Raw genomic sequence first — 16,997 nt, forward strand, 5'->3', positions numbered from 1 at the left:
CAGCAGCCCGAACCCGCCCAGTCCCCGAGGCCCCAGAAGCCGCCCAAGCCCCCGAAGGCTCCCTACGCCTCCATGGCCGAGGACCACCCGGGCGACGACCAGGAAACCGAGCGAAGCTCCGCCCTCGCCGCCGCCCTCGCCGCCGGCCTCACCGCCGAGCTGGCCCGCGAGGAAGCCGCGGCCCCTGTGGCGCAGAACGCGTCCCTCGCGCCCGGCGCCACCCTCCTGGACATCGGCACGCTCCCCCTCTTCCCGCTCCAGCCACCCCGCACCTCGCGCGAGTTGCTCACCGACCACGTGACGGCGATGGTGTGCTGCGCCGCGATGGACACCGCAGGGGCGACCCCGGGGCTGGACTGGCTCGACGGACCCACGCTCCTCATCAACGGCGCACGAGCGGCCGACCTCACCCCCAGAGTCCTGAGCCTCATCGAGGACGGCGACCCGGCGCCCCTGCGCGCCTGGCTGGTGGAGTCGGGGATACGCCCGGAGAAGCCGGTACGCCTGGTCTGACGGCCGCCCTTCCGGCTGTCCCAGCTCGCCGCGCGTGCCGTATGCGGCCGGAACCCCTGGTTCCACTTTCGGCCAATTCGCAACGAATAGTGACAGGATGCGTGCGCAATGTGATGTGCTGGGATCGATAGCGCACATGGCAAGGGCTTGCGACATACGACAGGCACACAAACACCATGTCGCACGAGGCACTTGGCACGAGGCACTTGGCACGATGCACGAGGCACGAGGCACGACGCACCACCACGGACGCACGGCCACGGGGGAACGAGGGAGGGGTAGGGCCATGGGGTCGGAGCAGATCCGCCGCTGGGAGTCGGGGGCACTCGCGCACGCCGTGACGGACCCCTTCGGTCAGGGCCCCGTCCCCTGGCTGCGCGGCAACGTGACGTACTTCGACGACACCGGCCAGGTGGTCCCCTGGTACGTCGACGGCCAGGCCCACCCGCCGACGGCCGGCACCCCCAGGATCCCCGGCCCGCGCACGGCCGGAAGCCCCCGCTCCGCCGACGACGTCCGCCGCCAGATCAAGGGCTTCACCTCCACCGGCGCGGTCGCCCCCGGCGAGGCCGTCGACTTCCACATCACCGTCGACCCGCCCCAGGAATTCGCCGTCGACGTCTACCGCATCGGCCACTACGGCGGTGACGGCGCCGCGAAGATCACCACCAGCCCCCGCCTCTCCGGCATCGTCCAGCCACCCCCGCTCACCGCCGACCGCACGGTCTCCTGCCACCACTGGTGGCTGTCCTGGCGCCTGCAGATCCCGTCGTACTGGACCATCGGCGCCTACGTGGCCGTCCTCACCACCGCCGACGGCTACCGCTCCCACATCCCCTTCACGGTCCGCGACAACCACCCCGCCGACCTGCTCCTGCTCCTCCCCGACGTCACCTGGCAGGCCTACAACCTCTACCCCGAGGACGGCCGCACGGGCGCCAGCCTCTACCACGCCTGGGACGACGACGGCCGTCTCCTCGGCGAGAACGACGCCGCCACGACCGTCTCCTTCGACCGCCCCTACGCGGGCGCCGGCCTCCCGCTGCACGTCGGCCACGCCTACGACTTCATCCGCTGGGCCGAGCGCTATGGCTACGACATCGCCTACGCCGACGCCCGCGACCTGCACGCCGGCCATGTCGACCCCACCCGCTACCGCGGCCTGGTCTTCCCGGGCCACGACGAGTACTGGTCGTCGAACATGCGCCGCACGGTCGAGCTGGCCCGGGAGAACGGCACGTCCCTGGTCTTCCTCTCCGCCAACTCCATGTACTGGCAGGTCGAGTTGGGCCCGTCCCCGTCCGGCGTGCCCGACCGCCTGATGACCTGCCGCAAGCGCCGTGGCCCGGGCCGCCCGGTGCTCTGGCGCGAGATCGACCGCCCCGAGCAGGAGGTGATCGGCATCCAGTACGCGGGCCAGGTCCCCGAGCCCCACCCCCTGATCGTCCGCAACGCCGACCACTGGCTGTGGGAGGCGACCGGTGCCGATGAGGGCGACGAGATCGAGGGCCTGGTCGCCGGTGAGGCCGACCGCTACTTCCCGCGCACCCCGCTCCCGGACCACGAGGAACGCATCCTGCTCGCACACTCCCCGTACCCGGACAAGGAGGGCACCCTCCGCCACCAGGAGACCTCCCTCTACCGCGCCCCCTCCGGCGCCCTGGTCTTCGCGTCCGGCACCTTCGCCTGGTCCCCGGCACTGGACCGCCCGGGCCATGTCGACGCCCGCGTCCAGCGCGCCACGGCCAACCTCCTGGACCGCATCTGCAAACGTGACTGAGCTCACTCAGTACGCCCCCAGCACGCCCCCAGCACACCCCCAGCACGCCCCCAGCACACCCCCAGTCCAAGGTCAGAGCCCCATACGGGACAATCGACGCTGTTGGACAGAACCACGGGGAGGAACCGTGTCCGGATTCGTAGAAAAGCCCGAGCCGATTCAGGTTCCGGGCCTGGTGCACCTGCACACCGGCAAGGTGCGCGAGCTGTACCAGAACGAGGCGGGCGACCTCGTGATGGTCGCCAGTGACCGTATGTCCGCCTACGACTGGGTGCTGCCGACCGAGATCCCCGACAAGGGCCGCGTCCTCACCCAGCTCTCCCTGTGGTGGTTCGACCAGCTCGCCGACCTGGTCCCCAACCACGTCCTGAGCACCGACGTGCCCGCCGGCGCCCCCGCCGACTGGGCGGGCCGCACCCTGGTCTGCAAGTCGCTGAAGATGATCCCGGTGGAGGCCGTGGCCCGCGGCTACCTCACCGGCTCCGGCCTGGTCGAGTACAACGAGTCCCGCACCGTCTGCGGCCTCGCCCTCCCGGAGGGTCTCGTCGACGGCAGCGAGCTGCCCGCCCCGATCTTCACCCCGGCCACCAAGGCCGCGGTCGGCGAGCACGACGAGAACGTCTCCTACGAGGAGGTCGCCCGCCAGGTCGGCCCCGACACCGCCGCCCGGCTGCGCCAGGCGACCCTCGCGGTCTACGCCCGCGGCCGGGACATCGCCCGCGAGCGCGGCATCATCCTCGCGGACACCAAGTTCGAGTTCGGCTTCGACGGGGAGACCCTGGTCCTCGCCGACGAGGTCCTCACCCCGGACTCCTCCCGCTTCTGGCCGGCCGACCAGTGGCAGCCGGGCCGCGCGCAGCCGTCGTACGACAAGCAGTTCGTGCGTGACTGGCTGACCTCGCCGGCGTCCGGCTGGGACCGCAGGAGCGAGCAGCCCCCGCCGCCGCTGCCGCAGGAGGTCGTGGACGCGACCCGGGCGAAGTACGTGGAGGCGTACGAGCGCCTGACCGGCACGAGCTGGAGCTGACCCAAGGGCCCCATGACAAAGGCCCCGGTCGATGACCGGGGCCTTGATCTGGAGCGAACGACGAGGTTCGAACTCGCGACCTCAACCTTGGCAAGGTTGCGCTCTACCAACTGAGCTACGTTCGCATGCGCCGAAGCGCAAGACCCACTATACCCAACCTCGCTCCCGAGCGAGCCGCACCGCCGCGTGGCGGTTCTCCGCCCCGAGCTTCGAGACGGCCGAGGACAGATAGTTGCGCACGGTCCCCTGCGACAGCGCGGCCCGTTCCGCGATCTCCGCGACGGGCGCCCCGTCGGCGGCGAGTTCCAGCACCTCGGCCTCCCGCGCGGTCAGCGGCGAGTCACCGGCGGCGATGGCGTCGGCGGCCAACTCCGGGTCGACGTAGCGGTTTCCGGCGTGCACGGTCCGGATGATCTCGGCGAGCCGCTGAGCGCTGACGGTCTTGGGGACGAACCCGCGTACACCCGCCGCAAGAGCCCGCTTCAGATGCCCGGGCCGCCCATGGCTGGTCACGATCATCACCCGGCAGCCGGGCAGTTCGGCCCGCAGGGATGTGGCGACCTTCACACCGTCCGCCCCGGGCATCTGAAGATCCAGTACGGCGACGTCGGGTTCGTGGGCCCGTGCCATCGCCAGCGCCTCCGGTCCGCTGGCCGCCTCGGCGACGATCACGAGGTCGTCCTCCAGGGACAGCAGCGTGGCGAGCGCGCCCCGGATCAGATGTTCGTCGTCGGCGAGCAGCAGCCGCACGGGCCCGGCGGTACGGCCACTCATACGGCGGCCTCCGGCACGCCCGCTCCCGCCAACGGCACCTGAGCCACCAGCCGGAACACTCCCTCCCGGGCCCGGCCGGCCTCCAGGGTGCCGTCCACGGCGGCCAGCCGCTCCCGCAGCCCCGCGAGCCCGGAGCCGCCGCGCCTGCCGGCGTCCGCGCCGCCGGAGACCTCGCTCTCGTCGGAGGCCGCGGCAGCCCCGTCGTTCTCCACCGTCAACACCACGCGCCCTTCCCTCACCCGTACTCCCACCGCGCACCGCTCGGCATCCCCGTGCCGCAGCACATTGGTGGTCGCCTCCCGTACCACCCAGGCCAGCGCCGACTGCACCTCGGCGGGCAGCCCGGCCGCCTCCCCGGTCACCTGGCACTCGATCCCGGCCGCGGTCAACACCCCCTGCGCACCGGCGAGTTCGACCCCAAGATCGGCCTCCCGGTATCCCCGTACGACATCACGCACCTCGCGCTGCGACTCCTGCGCGATCCGCTGCACCTCGATCATCTGCTCCACGGCCTCGGGCCGCCCGCGGCGCGCCAACTGCACGGCGAGCTCGCTCTTCAACGCGATGACCGCGAGGTTGCGCCCCATCACGTCGTGCAGATCCCGCCCGAACCGCAGCCGCTCCTCGGCGACGGCGAGCCGGGCCCGGGTCTCGCGGGCCTCGTCGAGTTCGTAGACGGCCTTGAGCAGCCAGACGGAGAAGACCGCGGTGAAGGCGAGGAATCCGCTGCTGGCCAGCACGATCAGCGCGGTGCCCAGCGCGCCGAGCGGGGACCGGGTGATCGCGAGCACGACGATCGCCGTACCGGCCGCGAAGCCCGCGACGACGGCGTACACATGCCTGCGCCGCCGCACGCCGAGGGCGATGATGCCCACCCCGAAGATCATGGTGACCCCGAAGACACTGCCCGCCGCCGAGTCGGCGCCGTCGTCCGTCGAGCCGTACTCGGCGACGGCGAGAGCCGTGACGGCGACCACGGCGGTGGCCGCGCCGAGCGCGCACATCAGCCGCAGCGGCTGCGCCCGCCGGCCGCGCAGCCAGTCCACCGCGCGCGACACGGTCAGCACGCAGATCGCCGCGTGCGCGCACACCAGGAGCAGCAGCCAGGCACTCGGCGCGCCCCCGACCTGGCCGATGAGCGGCACCCCGGCCCCGGCGACCTCCATCACCGCGAAGAAGTGGAACGACCCCCGTGTGTACGTCTCCACCTTCGCCGGAGTGCTCTTCCCCCGCCACCATGTACCCGGCCCGCGCATGCGCCCGCTCCCCCTACCTCAACGCCGCGGTTCCCAGCGGAACCACCGCCGTACAGCAAACACGCCCAGAACCGTCCAGGCCAGCGCGGTGGCCACGGCGCCCAGCGCCTCGTACGCCGACAGCTCCCCGGTCAGTCCGCCCCGCACGAGAGTGATCACCGGGGTCAGCGGCAGCAGTTCGCACAGCGACGCCACCCGGTCGGGCAGGATCTCCAGGGGCACGAACATGCCGGAGAAGATCATCGAGAGGAACACCACGGGCAGCGTCGTGACCTGCGCGCTCTCGACGCTCCGGGTGAAGGAGGCGGTCACCGCGGCGAGCGTGGCGCACAGCGGGAACCCCAGCAGCAGGCCCAGCACGGCGAGATGGGGAGCGCGGGGCGCGCCCACGTCGAGCAGGACGGCGCAGCCGGCCGTCAGCACCACACACTGCGCGAGGCCCGTGGCCACGGCCGGGAACGCGGCCCCGGCGAGGATCTCGTTGTCCCGCAGCTCGCCGGTGCGCAGCCGCTTGAGGACGAGTTCCTCGCGCCGGGCGGTGTAGACGCTGACGAGCGTCACGTACACCGCGTAGAGCAGCGAGAAGCCCATGGAGGCGGGCAGGAGGACCGTGCCGAGGGTGAGGCCCACCTCGGCCAGGTCCATCTGCTTCGCGGCCTCCCGCGCGCTGAAGGGCAGGATCAGCGGCACGAACAGCGCCGCGAACAGCGTGCCCCTGCTGCGCCCGAGCAGCGTCAGCTCGGCCCGCGCCAGCGCCGCCATGCGCCCCACCGGGGCGGTCGTCGCCGTACTCATGCCGCGTACTCCTTCGTCCTCGTCCCGGCGGCCTCGGCCGCCGCCTCCCGCGCGATCCCCAGGAACGCCTCCTCCAGCGACGCCGGCCGCACATCCAGCCGCCGCAGCTCCACGGCGGCCCCTTCGGCCCACACCAGCAGCCGGGTCGCGGTCCGCTGCAACTCGTGGGTGTGCAGCCGTACGACCCGCCCGTCGACCTCGTGGCCGCTCACGCCCATGCCGTCGAGGGGCGGTAGATCGCCCACGAAGTAGCCCTGGGGCAGTTCGAAGGAGATCCGCGACGGCTGGGCCGCGGTTACCTCGGCCGGTGTCCCGGCCGCAGCGATCCGCCCCTCGTGCAGGATCGCCAGCCGCTCGGCGAGGCCCTCGGCCTCCTCCAGGTAGTGCGTGGTCAGCAGCACGGTCGTGCCGGCGTCCCGAAGCCGCCGCACCAACTCCCAGGTGTCCCGGCGCCCCTCGGCGTCCAGCCCGGTCGTCGGCTCGTCCAGGAACAGCACCTCGGGGTCCCCGAGCAGCGCGAGCGCCAGGTCCAGCCGCCGCCGCTCCCCGCCGGACAGCTGCTTCACCCGTACGCCGGTCTTCCCGGCCAGCCCGACGAGCTCCAGCACCTCCAGCGGCGGCCGCGCCCCGCTCACACACCCGGCCCACATCCGCGCGGTCTCGGCGACGGTCAGCTCGGAGGGGAAGCCGCCCTCCTGAAGCATCACCCCGGTCCGCGGCCGTACGGCGGCCCGCTCGGCGTAGGGATCGTGCCCGAGCACCCGCACCCGCCCCCCGGCGGGCCGGGCGAGCCCCTCCAGCAGTTCGACCGTCGACGTCTTGCCCGCGCCGTTGGTGCCGAGCAGCGCGAAGATCTCCCCGCGGTTCACGGAGAAGCTGATTCCGCGCACCGCTTCGAACCCGCCCCCGTACACACGCCGCAGGTCAGTGACCTCAATAACGTGTTCGTGTTCGTTTCCGTTCATGGTTCCAGCGTCCCGGCGAAACAGGGCCGGCAGCAGTGCGCGCTGTCACCACTCCACATGACAAATGTCAGAGGGCCGTTCGTGCGGAGTCGCGGATACACGAAAAGACCCCGGTCCATCAGGACCGGGGTCTCATTCCCGAGCGGACGACGAGGCTCGAACTCGCGACCTCAACCTTGGCAAGGTTGCGCTCTACCAACTGAGCTACGTCCGCATTGCTCCCGATCAGCTCTCACCGATCGGTGCGAGCACCAGCCTACCTGATCCACATCAGTGGTCGGACCGGCGGTGCAGAGCGGGTGACAGGAATTGCACACTGCGCCTTCCCCCTGGAAGGGGGATGTTCTACTACTGAACTACACCCGCATGCTCGGCGAGCTGGACTTTTCTGTCCCGCCCGGCGGCGTGCTCCAGACATTAGCTGATCAGCAGGGGGGTAGCGCAAGTCGGTTGTCGCACCGGCCCAAGTCGGCTGTCCTCAAGGCCTGCTGACGGGCCCTGAGGACAACACCGCGCGACTCATGTCACTGCGCCGAGGCGAACGCCTCGTAGACCTTCTTGGGGATGCGGCCGCGGGCCGGCACCTCCATCTTGTTGGCCTGGGCCCAGGCCCGGACGGCCGCCGGGTCCGGGGCGACCTCGGTCTGCTTGTACGCCTTGCCTGACTTCGACCGCTTGCGGCCGGCTTCCACGTAGGGCGCGAGCGCCTTGCGCAGTTTCCTGGCATTGGCTTCATTCAGGTCGATCTCGTACGACTTGCCGTCGAGTCCGAAGGCGATCGTTTCCGCCGCTTCCGAGCCGTCGATGTCGTCAAAGAGAGTGACCACGACCTTCTGCGCCACGAATATCGGTCCCTTCGTCCGGCACCTCATGCAGCTCAGCTGCGACGACGTGCCGAGTCTCGGCTATTTGCCAATTCATTTGTACAGTGCCCGGCAATGCAATGTGAAGCCCGACTAAATCTGTCCGCGTGTCCCGAGCGCAATAGCTATCCGCGGCTGATCGGGGATCTTTCCCGTAACTTTTCGTGAACACCCCTGTCTGATACCGGATCGTGATGGCCATCACGTAGCTTCCTACAACTCTACTCGCGTAGAAATTTTGTACGGGTAGTCTGAAGGAACCTGCTCAGCACCACACACCGGGAGTGCCAGTGGCACGCGTCGTAGTCGACGTCATGCTCAAGCCGGAGATCCTCGACCCCCAGGGCCAGGCGGTGCAGCGCGCACTGCCGCGGCTGGGTTTCGAAGGCATCTCCGACGTACGTCAGGGAAAGCGTTTCGAACTGGAAGTTGACGGGCCGGTCGACGACGCCGCGCTCGCCCGCATCCACGATCTTGCGGAATCTTTCCTCGCCAACACCGTGATCGAGGACTTCACCGTGAAGGTGGAAGAAGTCGCGGAGGCCGCGAAGTGACCGCTCGTATTGGCGTCGTCACTTTCCCGGGGAGTCTCGACGACCGGGACACCCAGCGCGCGATCCGCCTCGCGGGCGCCGAACCGGTCGCCCTCTGGCACAAGGACAAGGACCTCAAGCAGGTCGACGCCGTGGTGCTGTGCGGCGGTTTCTCCTACGGCGACTATCTGCGCGCCGGAGCCATCGCGCGCTTCTCGCCGGTGATGGAGACCGTCATCGAACAGGCGAAGGCCGGCCTGCCGGTCCTTGGTATCTGCAACGGCTTCCAGATCCTCACCGAGGCCCACCTCCTCCCCGGCGGGATGCTCGGCAACGACCACCTGCACTTCATCTGCCGCGACCAGAAGCTGCGGGTGGAGAACGCGGAGACCTCCTGGACCAGCGACTACAGCGCCGGTCAGGAGATCCACATCCCGTTGAAGAACATGGACGGGCGGTACGTCGCCGACCAGTACACGCTGGACAAGCTGGAGGCCGAGGGCCGGGTCGCCTTCCGGTATCTGGACTTCAACCCGAACGGCTCGCTCAACGACATCGCCGGCATCACCAACGAGTCCGGCAACGTCGTGGGCCTGATGCCGCACCCGGAGCACGCCGTGGAGCCGCTCATCGGCACCGGCCGCACCGACGGCCTCCCCTTCTTCACCTCGATCCTCAAGAAGCTGGTCAACGCATGAGCCGGACGCCTCTGGACACGGTCGAGCACGCGGCCGCGACCCCCGACGTCGAGCTGCCCTGGGCCGAACTCGGTCTGAAGAAGGACGAGTACGAGCGGGTCGTCGAGATCCTCGGCCGCCGCCCGACCGGCGCCGAGCTCGCCATGTACTCCGTCATGTGGTCCGAGCACTGCTCGTACAAGTCCTCGAAGGTCCACCTCCGCCAGTTCGGCGAGAAGGCCCCGCAGAGCGACGCCCTGCTCGTCGGCATCGGCGAGAACGCCGGTGTCGTGGACGTCGGCCAGGGCTACGCCGTGACCTTCAAGGTCGAGTCGCACAACCACCCGTCGTACGTCGAGCCCTACCAGGGCGCGGCGACCGGCGTCGGCGGCATCGTGCGCGACATCATCGCGATGGGCGCGCGCCCGGTCGCGGTCGTGGATCCCCTGCGCTTCGGTGCGGCGGACCACCCGGACACCAAGCGCGTCCTGCCCGGCGTCGTCGCCGGCATCGGCGGCTACGGCAACTGCCTGGGCCTGCCGAACATCGGCGGCGAGGTCGTCTTCGACGCCTGCTACCAGGGCAACCCGCTGGTCAACGCCGGTGCCATCGGTGTGATGCGGCACGAGGACATCCACCTCGCGAAGGCGTCCGGCGCGGGCAACAAGGTCATCCTGTACGGGGCCCGCACGGGCGGCGACGGCATCGGCGGCGCGTCGATCCTGGCCTCCGAGACCTTCGACGACGCCAAGCCCTCGAAGCGTCCGGCCGTCCAGGTCGGTGACCCCTTCCAGGAGAAGCTCCTGATCGAGTGCACCCTGGAGGCGTTCGCCGAGAAGCTGGTCGTCGGCATCCAGGACCTCGGCGCGGCCGGCCTGTCCTGCGCCACCTCCGAGCTCGCGTCCAACGGCTCCGGCGGCATGCGCGTCACCCTGGACGACGTACCGCTGCGTGACTCCACGCTCTCGCCCGAGGAAATCCTCATGAGCGAGTCGCAGGAACGCATGTGCGCGGTCGTCGAGCCGGCGAAGGTCGACCGCTTCCTGGAGATCTGCGAGAAGTGGGACGTCATCGCCACCGTCATCGGTGAGGTGACCGACGGCGACCGCCTGGAGATCTACTGGCACGGCGGCAAGATCGTCGACGTCGACCCGCGCACGGTCGCGCACGAGGGCCCGGTCTACGAGCGCCCGTACGCCCGCCCGTCCTGGCAGGACGAGCTGCAGGCCGACGACGCGAACAAGCTGCCCCGGCCCGCGACGTCGGACGAGTTGAAGGACCAGGTCCTGAAGCTGGTCGGCTCGCCCAACCAGGCCTCCAAGAAGTGGATCACCTCGCAGTACGACCACTTCGTGCAGGGCAACACCGTCCTCGCCCAGCCCGAGGACTCCGGCATGATCCGCATCGACGAGGCCACCGGCCTCGGCGTCGCCATCGCGACCGACGGCAACGGCCGGTACGCCAAGCTGGACCCGTACCACGGCGCCCAGCTGGCGCTCGCCGAGGCGTACCGCAACGTCGCCACCACCGGCGCCAAGCCGCTCGCCGTCTCCGACTGCCTGAACTTCGGCTCGCCCGAGGACCCGGCCGTGATGTGGCAGTTCGCGGAGGCCGTGCGCGGTCTGGCCGACGCCTGTCAGCAGCTCGGCACCCCGGTGACCGGCGGCAACGTCTCGCTCTACAACCAGACGGGCGAGGCGGCCATCCACCCGACGCCGGTCGTCGCGGTCCTCGGTGTCATCGACGACGTGGCCCGGCGTACGCCGGTCGCCTTCCAGGAGGAGGGGCAGCTGCTGTACCTCCTCGGCGACACGCGTGAGGAGTTCAGCGGCTCGGCCTGGTCCCAGGTCGTCCACGACCACCTCGGCGGCCTGCCCCCGCAGGTGGACCTGGAGCGCGAGCGACTGCTCGCCGAGATCCTGATCTCCGCCTCCCGCGACGGCATGATCGACTCCGCGCACGACCTGTCCGACGGCGGTCTGATCCAGGCGGTCGTCGAGTCGGCGCTGCTGGGTGGCAAGGGCGCGCGTCTGGTCGTACCGGACGGGCTCGACGCCTTCACCCTGCTCTTCTCCGAGTCGGCCGGCCGCGCGATCGTGGCCGTCCCGCGCTCCGAGGAGGTCCGCTTCAACGACATGTGCGGTGCGCGGGGCCTGCCGGTCACCCGTATCGGTGTCGTCGACGGCGACTCCGTGGAGCTCCAGGGCGAGTTCGCGCTCTCTCTGGAGGAGCTGCGCGTGGTGCACGAGGAGACGATCCCGGCGCTGCTGAAGTAGACAGCGGTTCTACGGCTGTGAAGCCCCCGTCCGGTCCGCCGGGCGGGGGCTTCGTCGTACGCCCGTCCGACGGTTGCACGAAATTACGTAGCTCCGTAATCTCTGGGTGTGAGCCTCGAACAACGCGTCGCCGACCTGGAGCGTCGGCTGGCGGCACTGGAGAACGCGCACCACACCGCCCCCCGCCTGGGCGAGGGCGACTTCTGGGCCCTGCACGGGTTCAAGGACCAGCTGGCCGAGCTGAAGGCGGCCGACGGAGGCGTGCTCTTCACCGGTGCCGTACGGCTGCCGACCGGCGAGCAGTACGAGTGGCAGCACGGCGCACTGACCGAGGGCCTGCTGGACGACGACTGGACCGAGTCCGCCGAGTCGTTCGCGGCGCTGGGGCACCCGGTCCGGCTGCGGCTGCTGCGCGAGGTCGTCGGCGGCCGGCGCACCGCGGCCGAACTCGCCGAACTGGACGAGATCGGCACGACCGGCCAGATCTACCACCACCTGCGTCAACTGACCGGCGCGGGCTGGCTGCACACGACCGGCCGGGGCCGCTACGAGGTGCCGCCGGGGCGGGTCGTACCGCTGCTGGTGGCGCTGTCGGCAGCCAAGCCGTGACGCGAAGAGGACGCGGGTGAAGAAGACCTGAGCAAGGGGGAACGATGTCCGCACGCAAACTGGCCACCCTCGCCTACCGGGGTCTGCAACTGACCTTCCTCGGCCTGGTGATCGCGCACGCCGCCCTGAACCTCGGGTACCCGTGGTGGTGGAACTTCCTGCCGATCGTCCTGGCCTACGCCCTCGTCGTCGTGGTCAACCGCTGGGGCGGCACCCCGGACAGCCCGCGCGCGGCCCGCGAACCCGTCGAGGTCGCCCCGCCCGTCACCGGCCGCTGGACCGCGCTCAACAGCCCGGCCGACCGCACACCGAGCCACGGCACGCACGCGTACGGCCAGACCTTCGCCATCGACGTCGTCGCCGAGCCCGAGCCGGGCGCCCGCCCCGCGTTCAGCCGGCTCTGGCCGATCGCCCGCCGCAACAGCGCCTTCCCCGCCTTCGGCGCCCCGCTCCTCGCGGTCGCCGACGCCACCGTCGTACGGGCCACCGACGGCCAGCGCGACCACCTGAGCCGCACCTCGCCGCTCGCCCTGCTGTACCTGATGCTCGTGGAGGCGTCCGTACGCGACCTGCTCGGCGCCAAGCGGATCGTCGGCAACCACGTCGTCCTCGACCTCGGCGACGGCGCCTACGCGCTCTACGCCCACCTGCGGCGCGGCTCGCTCACCGTCCGCGAGGGCGACCGGGTGAGCGCCGGACAGCCGCTGGCCCGCTGCGGAAACTCGGGCAACTCCACCGAGCCCCACCTCCACTTCCAGCTGATGGACACCCCGGACCCGGACAGCGCCCGAGGCGTGCCCTTCACCTGGCGCGGCATCGGCGTTCCCCGCAACCACGAGGCGTTCGAGGCACCCACGACCACCTCGCAGCCCGTATAGGCCTGTCCTCCGCCCGTACCTCAAGTGGCGCGCGATGAGCGCCGCGGGGGCCGGGAGCGGCTACGAGGTACAGGCCGGCGGGCTGGACGCGGAGGCGGACAAGCTGGACGCCGCCGGGAACCGCGGTGGCGCCCGGCAGGACCACGGTGAAGCTGCTGTACTGCCCGCACGGTCTGTGTCACAGCGCGGCCGACGTCACGGCGCCGTCCCCCGGGGGCACCGCGTCGCCCCTGCCGATCGCGACGGCAGCCGCCGGCGCCACCCCGGACGACACGGACAACCCCACCTGCTACCTCTACACGATCACTGTCCGCTGATCGCCGCGCAGCCGAGGACCATCGCCATGCCGCCCACCCCGCCACCCGTACCGACGACGAACTGCGCGCAGCTACCGACATCGGCAGACTGCTGCTCTACGGGCTCACCCGGGACGCCTTCCGCACCGCTCTTTTCGGCGACGGGGCCGTCGCGGCCGCCGTGACCCTGGACCGCCTCGGGGTGCTGTCGCGCTCGGTGGCGTTCCTCGCCGACACGGTGCGGGCCGGGGGCGTGCGGTACGTCGCCGAGCTGCCCGAACCACTTCCCTCGGCCGGCGCGTCGCAGGTGCTGCGCGGCTGGCTGGCTGCCGCCGCGGACGTGGTGGCCGATCCGGAGGCCGAGACCCGTGCCGCCCGCTGGCTGGACACCGTCGCCGAACTCATCGGAGCGCGCCGCGACTCCCGCGGCCCCCACCAGTAGCCGCGGGCGGGCTCACCGGCACCGGCCGGCCACGACAGCGCAGCCGCATAGGCTCGCCCCATGCCCCCGGCCAAGAAGCGCACCCGCGCCTACGACCCCGCCAAGATCCGCGCCGCGATCCTCGCGCAGTTCGGAAACGTACGGCAGGCCATCCGCACCCTCACCCCCGAGCAGCTCGCGCTTCCCACCCGCCTGGAGGGCTGGACCGTGCGGGACCTGGCCGCGCACGTGACCATGGCCGTGGAGACCGTCAGCCGCAACCTCGACCGCGAGGAGCCCGCGAAGGCGGAGCTCGCCCTGCTGGACTGGCCGTTCGCCACCGTCTCCCGTGCCGGGGACATCGCCGACGACACCCGCGACCTCGCCGCCGCCAACTCCGACCTGGACGACCTCTACGCCCGCACCCAGGACCGCCTCACGCGGCGGCTCGCGGACGCGTCCGGCGACCGGGTCCTCGCCGCCCGCACCGGCGCGATGACCCTCGCCGACTACCTCGTCACCCGCACCGTCGAGCTCGTCGTCCACACCGACGACCTCAACGCCGCCGTCCCCGGCCTCGACATCCCGTACGACCGCCAGGCCCTCGCCGCCTGCACCCGCCTGCTCGCCGACGCCCTCGCCGCGAAGGCACCCGGCGGTTCGACCGAGGTGCGGATCCCGCCGTATGCCGTGGTGCAGTGTGTCGAGGGGCCGAGGCACACCCGGGGCACCCCGCCCAACGTCGTCGAGACCGACCCGCTGACCTGGATCCGGCTGGCGACCGGGCGGGTGACGTGGCGGGACGCGGTTCAGGGGGCCGAGGTGAGCGCGAGCGGGGAGCGGGCGGACCTGAGCGGGCTGTTGCCGCTCATGGGGTGACCCGTTCGCCCCGGACAAGCGGAACCCGCGGAACCAGTCCCGCGCCCCTCCCGTCCCACCGGCATGAACACACTCGGCACCCTCGGCAAGGACAAGCAGCGACTGGCCGCCTTCGCCGCGCTGACCCTCATCCCGCTCGCCGCCGCCTGCGGCAGCGAGGACGCGGGCAGTGACTCGGTCGGCCCCGGGGCCTCGGCTTCCGTCTCCGGCGCCTACTGGGCCGTCGACGAGGTCACCGTCGACGGAAAGAAGAGCGCCGCCCCGGCCGACGCCTATCTCCGGATCGCCGACGACGGCGAGGTCAAGGGCAACCTCGGCTGCAACAACTTCGGCGCAGACGCGGCCTTCGCCGACAGCCACGTCACCTTCGACAAGGTGCGGGCGACCGAGATGGCCTGCGAGGGCGTCCCCGCGGGCTTCGAACAGACCCTCGCCCGCACCCTCTCCGACGGCGACCTCACAGCCGAGGTCGAGGGCGACAAGCTGACCCTCACCACGGCCGACGGCGACCGCGTCGCCCTCACCAAGCAGGAGGCCGCCCCGCTCAAGGGCACGAAGTGGAACATCACCAGCCCGGACGCCGACGGCAAGGCGCACCTCACCTTCGACGAGAAAACCGGACACGTCAGCGGCAGCCTCGGCTGCAACAAAGTGAAGGCCGAGGCAACGGTCCGCGACGGCAGTATCACGCTCGGCACCGCGTCCACCACGCGAATGGTGTGCGACACCTCACTCATGAAAACGGAGAAGACCCTCCTGGGCCTCTTCGGCGGCACGGTGAAGTACGGAATCGATCACCGCAACCTGACTCTGACCAGCACAAACGGCGAACGAGTGAACGCGACCGCCGCCGAGTGATCCTTTACGGTCGCGTATCCCCAATTCGGACCAGTGGTCGACCTCGCCTACACTCGGAACCGTGCCACGTGGTGACGGTCGACTCAATCACGATCTGCTTCCCGGCGAGAAAGGCCCCCAGGACGCTTGTGGCGTCTTCGGTGTCTGGGCTCCGGGTGAAGAGGTCGCAAAGCTCACGTACTTCGGGCTCTACGCCCTCCAGCATCGGGGCCAGGAATCCGCGGGAATCGCGGTCAGCAACGGCTCCCAGATCCTCGTCTTCAAGGACATGGGCCTCGTCTCCCAGGTCTTCGACGAGACCTCTCTCGGTTCGCTCCAGGGTCATATCGCGGTCGGACACGCCCGCTACTCGACCACCGGCGCCTCCGTGTGGGAGAACGCCCAGCCGACGTTCCGCGCCACCGCGCACGGTTCCATCGCGCTCGGCCACAACGGCAACCTGGTCAACACGGCGCAGCTCGCCGAGATGGTCGCCGACCTCCCCAAGCAGGAGGGCGGCCGCACCCCGCGCGTCGCGGCCACCAACGACACCGACCTGCTGACCGCGCTCCTCGCGGCCCAGGTCGACGAGGACGGCAAGCCGCTGACCATCGAGGAGGCGGCCCACACGGTCCTTCCGCAGGTCAAGGGCGCTTTCTCGCTCGTCTTCATGGATGAGCACACCCTCTACGCCGCCCGTGACCCGCAGGGCATCCGCCCGCTGGTCCTCGGCCGCCTGGAGCGCGGCTGGGTCGTGGCCTCCGAGTCCGCCGCCCTCGACATCTGCGGCGCCAGCTACGTCCGCGAGGTTGAGCCGGGCGAGTTCGTCGCCATCGACGAGAACGGCCTGCGCACCTCCCGATTCGCGGAAGCGAAGCCCAAGGGCTGTGTCTTCGAATACGTGTACCTGGCCCGCCCGGACACCGACATCGCCGGCCGGAACGTCTACCTCTCCCGCGTGGAGATGGGCCGCAAGCTCGCCAAGGAAGCCCCGGTCGACGCCGACCTGGTCATAGCGACCCCGGAGTCCGGCACCCCGGCGGCGATCGGCTACGCGGAGGCCAGCGGCATCCCGTTCGGTGCCGGTCTGGTGAAGAACGCGTACGTCGGCCGGACCTTCATCCAGCCGTCACAGACCATCCGCCAGCTGGGCATCCGACTCAAGCTGAATCCCCTCAAGGAAGTCATCAAGGGCAAGCGTCTGGTCGTCGTAGACGACTCGATCGTGCGCGGCAACACCCAGCGCGCCCTGGTCCGCATGCTCCGCGAGGCAGGAGCGGCCGAGGTCCACATCCGGATCTCCTCGCCGCCCGTGAAGTGGCCCTGCTTCTTCGGCATCGACTTCGCGACCCGCGCCGAGCTGATCGCCAACGGCATGTCGATCGAGGAGATCGGCACCTCGCTGGGCGCCGACTCGCTGTCCTACATCTCCATCGACGGCATGATCGAGGCGACCACCATCGCCAAGCCGAACCTCTGCCGCGCCTGCTTCGACGGCGAGTACCCGATGGAGCTCCCCGACCCCGAGCTGCTCGGCAAGCAGCTCCTGGAGACGGAGCTGGCCGCCGGCCCGGCCGCCACGGCCGCCGCCGACGCGATCCGCCGCCCGTAGCACCGG

General features: G+C 70.7%; 17 protein-coding genes, 3 tRNA genes and 1 pseudogene. 13 read left to right on the forward strand and 8 right to left on the reverse strand.

The window, feature by feature from the left end:
• The 3 genes and pseudogenes from AQJ67_RS41025 to AQJ67_RS41035 form a co-directional block, all read left to right on the forward strand.
• Nucleotides 1-513, forward strand: a pseudogene (locus AQJ67_RS41025) (hypothetical protein); the annotation flags it as partial.
• A gap of 286 nt (nucleotides 514-799) precedes the next feature.
• A complete protein-coding gene (locus tag AQJ67_RS41030) occupies nucleotides 800-2,293 on the forward strand; it encodes a N,N-dimethylformamidase beta subunit family domain-containing protein (RefSeq protein ID WP_062724694.1) in 1,494 nt (497 codons plus the stop codon).
• A gap of 127 nt (nucleotides 2,294-2,420) precedes the next feature.
• On the forward strand, nucleotides 2,421-3,320 hold the full coding sequence (locus AQJ67_RS41035) for a phosphoribosylaminoimidazolesuccinocarboxamide synthase (protein WP_062724696.1): 900 nt from the start codon (nucleotides 2,421-2,423) through the stop codon (nucleotides 3,318-3,320).
• A 49-nt stretch (nucleotides 3,321-3,369) separates the two neighbouring features.
• Here AQJ67_RS41035 and AQJ67_RS41040 read toward each other — a convergent pair.
• From AQJ67_RS41040 to AQJ67_RS41075, 8 genes are all read right to left on the reverse strand, one after another.
• Nucleotides 3,370-3,445 (reverse strand) — tRNA-Gly (locus tag AQJ67_RS41040).
• Between the two features lie 22 nt (nucleotides 3,446-3,467).
• Nucleotides 3,468-4,094 (reverse strand): response regulator transcription factor, encoded by a 627-nt coding sequence (locus AQJ67_RS41045; RefSeq protein ID WP_062724698.1) that lies wholly within the window; start codon nucleotides 4,092-4,094, stop codon nucleotides 3,468-3,470.
• Complete coding sequence (locus tag AQJ67_RS41050; protein ID WP_062724699.1) at nucleotides 4,091-5,350, reverse strand: sensor histidine kinase; 1,260 nt, start codon at nucleotides 5,348-5,350, stop codon at nucleotides 4,091-4,093. Before AQJ67_RS41050 ends, AQJ67_RS41045 begins: the two co-directional genes overlap by 4 nt.
• Nucleotides 5,351-5,368: 18 nt before the next feature.
• On the reverse strand, nucleotides 5,369-6,145 hold the full coding sequence (locus AQJ67_RS41055; RefSeq protein ID WP_062724701.1) for an ABC transporter permease: 777 nt from the start codon (nucleotides 6,143-6,145) through the stop codon (nucleotides 5,369-5,371).
• On the reverse strand, nucleotides 6,142-7,110 hold the full coding sequence (locus AQJ67_RS41060; protein WP_062724703.1) for an ABC transporter ATP-binding protein: 969 nt from the start codon (nucleotides 7,108-7,110) through the stop codon (nucleotides 6,142-6,144). The genes AQJ67_RS41055 and AQJ67_RS41060 overlap by 4 nt, the downstream gene beginning before the upstream one ends.
• A gap of 141 nt (nucleotides 7,111-7,251) precedes the next feature.
• Nucleotides 7,252-7,324, reverse strand: a tRNA-Gly gene (locus tag AQJ67_RS41065).
• A gap of 80 nt (nucleotides 7,325-7,404) precedes the next feature.
• Nucleotides 7,405-7,476: transfer RNA gene (locus tag AQJ67_RS41070), tRNA-Gly, on the reverse strand.
• A gap of 158 nt (nucleotides 7,477-7,634) precedes the next feature.
• Complete coding sequence (locus AQJ67_RS41075; protein ID WP_062724705.1) at nucleotides 7,635-7,952, reverse strand: histone-like nucleoid-structuring protein Lsr2; 318 nt, start codon at nucleotides 7,950-7,952, stop codon at nucleotides 7,635-7,637.
• A 311-nt stretch (nucleotides 7,953-8,263) separates the two neighbouring features.
• On the opposite strand from AQJ67_RS41075, the gene purS reads away from it, so the two are divergent.
• The 10 genes from purS (at nucleotide 8,264) to purF (ending at nucleotide 16,991) form a co-directional block, all read left to right on the forward strand.
• Nucleotides 8,264-8,527 (forward strand): phosphoribosylformylglycinamidine synthase subunit PurS, encoded by a 264-nt coding sequence (purS, locus tag AQJ67_RS41080; RefSeq protein ID WP_019982969.1) that lies wholly within the window; start codon nucleotides 8,264-8,266, stop codon nucleotides 8,525-8,527.
• Complete coding sequence (gene purQ / locus AQJ67_RS41085) at nucleotides 8,524-9,204, forward strand: phosphoribosylformylglycinamidine synthase subunit PurQ (RefSeq protein ID WP_062724707.1); 681 nt, start codon at nucleotides 8,524-8,526, stop codon at nucleotides 9,202-9,204. Before purS ends, purQ begins: the two co-directional genes overlap by 4 nt.
• A complete protein-coding gene (gene purL / locus AQJ67_RS41090) occupies nucleotides 9,201-11,459 on the forward strand; it encodes a phosphoribosylformylglycinamidine synthase subunit PurL (RefSeq protein WP_062724709.1) in 2,259 nt (752 codons plus the stop codon). The genes purQ and purL overlap by 4 nt, the downstream gene beginning before the upstream one ends.
• A 108-nt stretch (nucleotides 11,460-11,567) precedes the next feature.
• Nucleotides 11,568-12,068 (forward strand): ArsR/SmtB family transcription factor, encoded by a 501-nt coding sequence (locus AQJ67_RS41095; RefSeq protein ID WP_062724711.1) that lies wholly within the window; start codon nucleotides 11,568-11,570, stop codon nucleotides 12,066-12,068.
• Nucleotides 12,069-12,112: 44 nt separating this feature from the next.
• Entirely contained in the window at nucleotides 12,113-12,946 is an 834-nt protein-coding gene (locus AQJ67_RS41100; RefSeq protein ID WP_062724713.1) for a M23 family metallopeptidase, read from the forward strand.
• Between the two features lie 125 nt (nucleotides 12,947-13,071).
• Nucleotides 13,072-13,263 carry a hypothetical protein gene (locus AQJ67_RS41105; protein WP_062724715.1) on the forward strand — a complete coding sequence of 64 codons (192 nt, stop codon included), beginning with the start codon at nucleotides 13,072-13,074 and terminating at the stop codon, nucleotides 13,261-13,263.
• Nucleotides 13,264-13,423: 160 nt separating this feature from the next.
• Nucleotides 13,424-13,684 carry a hypothetical protein gene (locus tag AQJ67_RS49945; protein ID WP_244190775.1) on the forward strand — a complete coding sequence of 87 codons (261 nt, stop codon included), beginning with the start codon at nucleotides 13,424-13,426 and terminating at the stop codon, nucleotides 13,682-13,684.
• Between the two features lie 60 nt (nucleotides 13,685-13,744).
• The gene (locus AQJ67_RS41115; protein ID WP_062724719.1) at nucleotides 13,745-14,542 is read left to right on the forward strand and encodes a maleylpyruvate isomerase family mycothiol-dependent enzyme; all 798 of its coding nucleotides are present in this window, start codon (nucleotides 13,745-13,747) and stop codon (nucleotides 14,540-14,542) included.
• Between the two features lie 63 nt (nucleotides 14,543-14,605).
• The gene (locus AQJ67_RS41120) at nucleotides 14,606-15,400 is read left to right on the forward strand and encodes an META domain-containing protein (RefSeq protein ID WP_062724721.1); all 795 of its coding nucleotides are present in this window, start codon (nucleotides 14,606-14,608) and stop codon (nucleotides 15,398-15,400) included.
• A gap of 61 nt (nucleotides 15,401-15,461) precedes the next feature.
• Nucleotides 15,462-16,991, forward strand: coding sequence for an amidophosphoribosyltransferase (purF, locus tag AQJ67_RS41125; protein WP_062724723.1), 1,530 nt, complete (start codon nucleotides 15,462-15,464; stop codon nucleotides 16,989-16,991).
• Nucleotides 16,992-16,997: the final 6 nt, after the last annotated feature.

Origin of the sequence: Streptomyces caeruleatus, from assembly GCF_001514235.1 — a bacterium.
GTDB lineage: Bacteria > Actinomycetota > Actinomycetes > Streptomycetales > Streptomycetaceae > Streptomyces > Streptomyces caeruleatus.

Coding starts and splice junctions, on each gene's coding strand:
- AQJ67_RS41115 (WP_062724719.1), top strand. CDS start 13,745: ATGCCCCCGGCCAAGAAGCGCACCCGCGCCTACGACCCCGCCAAGATC.
- AQJ67_RS41120 (WP_062724721.1), top strand. CDS start 14,606: ATGAACACACTCGGCACCCTCGGCAAGGACAAGCAGCGACTGGCCGCC.
- AQJ67_RS41100 (WP_062724713.1), top strand. CDS start 12,113: ATGTCCGCACGCAAACTGGCCACCCTCGCCTACCGGGGTCTGCAACTG.
- AQJ67_RS41055 (WP_062724701.1), bottom strand. CDS start 6,145: ATGAGTACGGCGACGACCGCCCCGGTGGGGCGCATGGCGGCGCTGGCG.
- AQJ67_RS41050 (WP_062724699.1), bottom strand. CDS start 5,350: ATGCGCGGGCCGGGTACATGGTGGCGGGGGAAGAGCACTCCGGCGAAG.
- AQJ67_RS41045 (WP_062724698.1), bottom strand. CDS start 4,094: ATGAGTGGCCGTACCGCCGGGCCCGTGCGGCTGCTGCTCGCCGACGAC.
- purL (WP_062724709.1), top strand. CDS start 9,201: ATGAGCCGGACGCCTCTGGACACGGTCGAGCACGCGGCCGCGACCCCC.
- AQJ67_RS41030 (WP_062724694.1), top strand. CDS start 800: ATGGGGTCGGAGCAGATCCGCCGCTGGGAGTCGGGGGCACTCGCGCAC.
- AQJ67_RS41060 (WP_062724703.1), bottom strand. CDS start 7,110: ATGAACGGAAACGAACACGAACACGTTATTGAGGTCACTGACCTGCGG.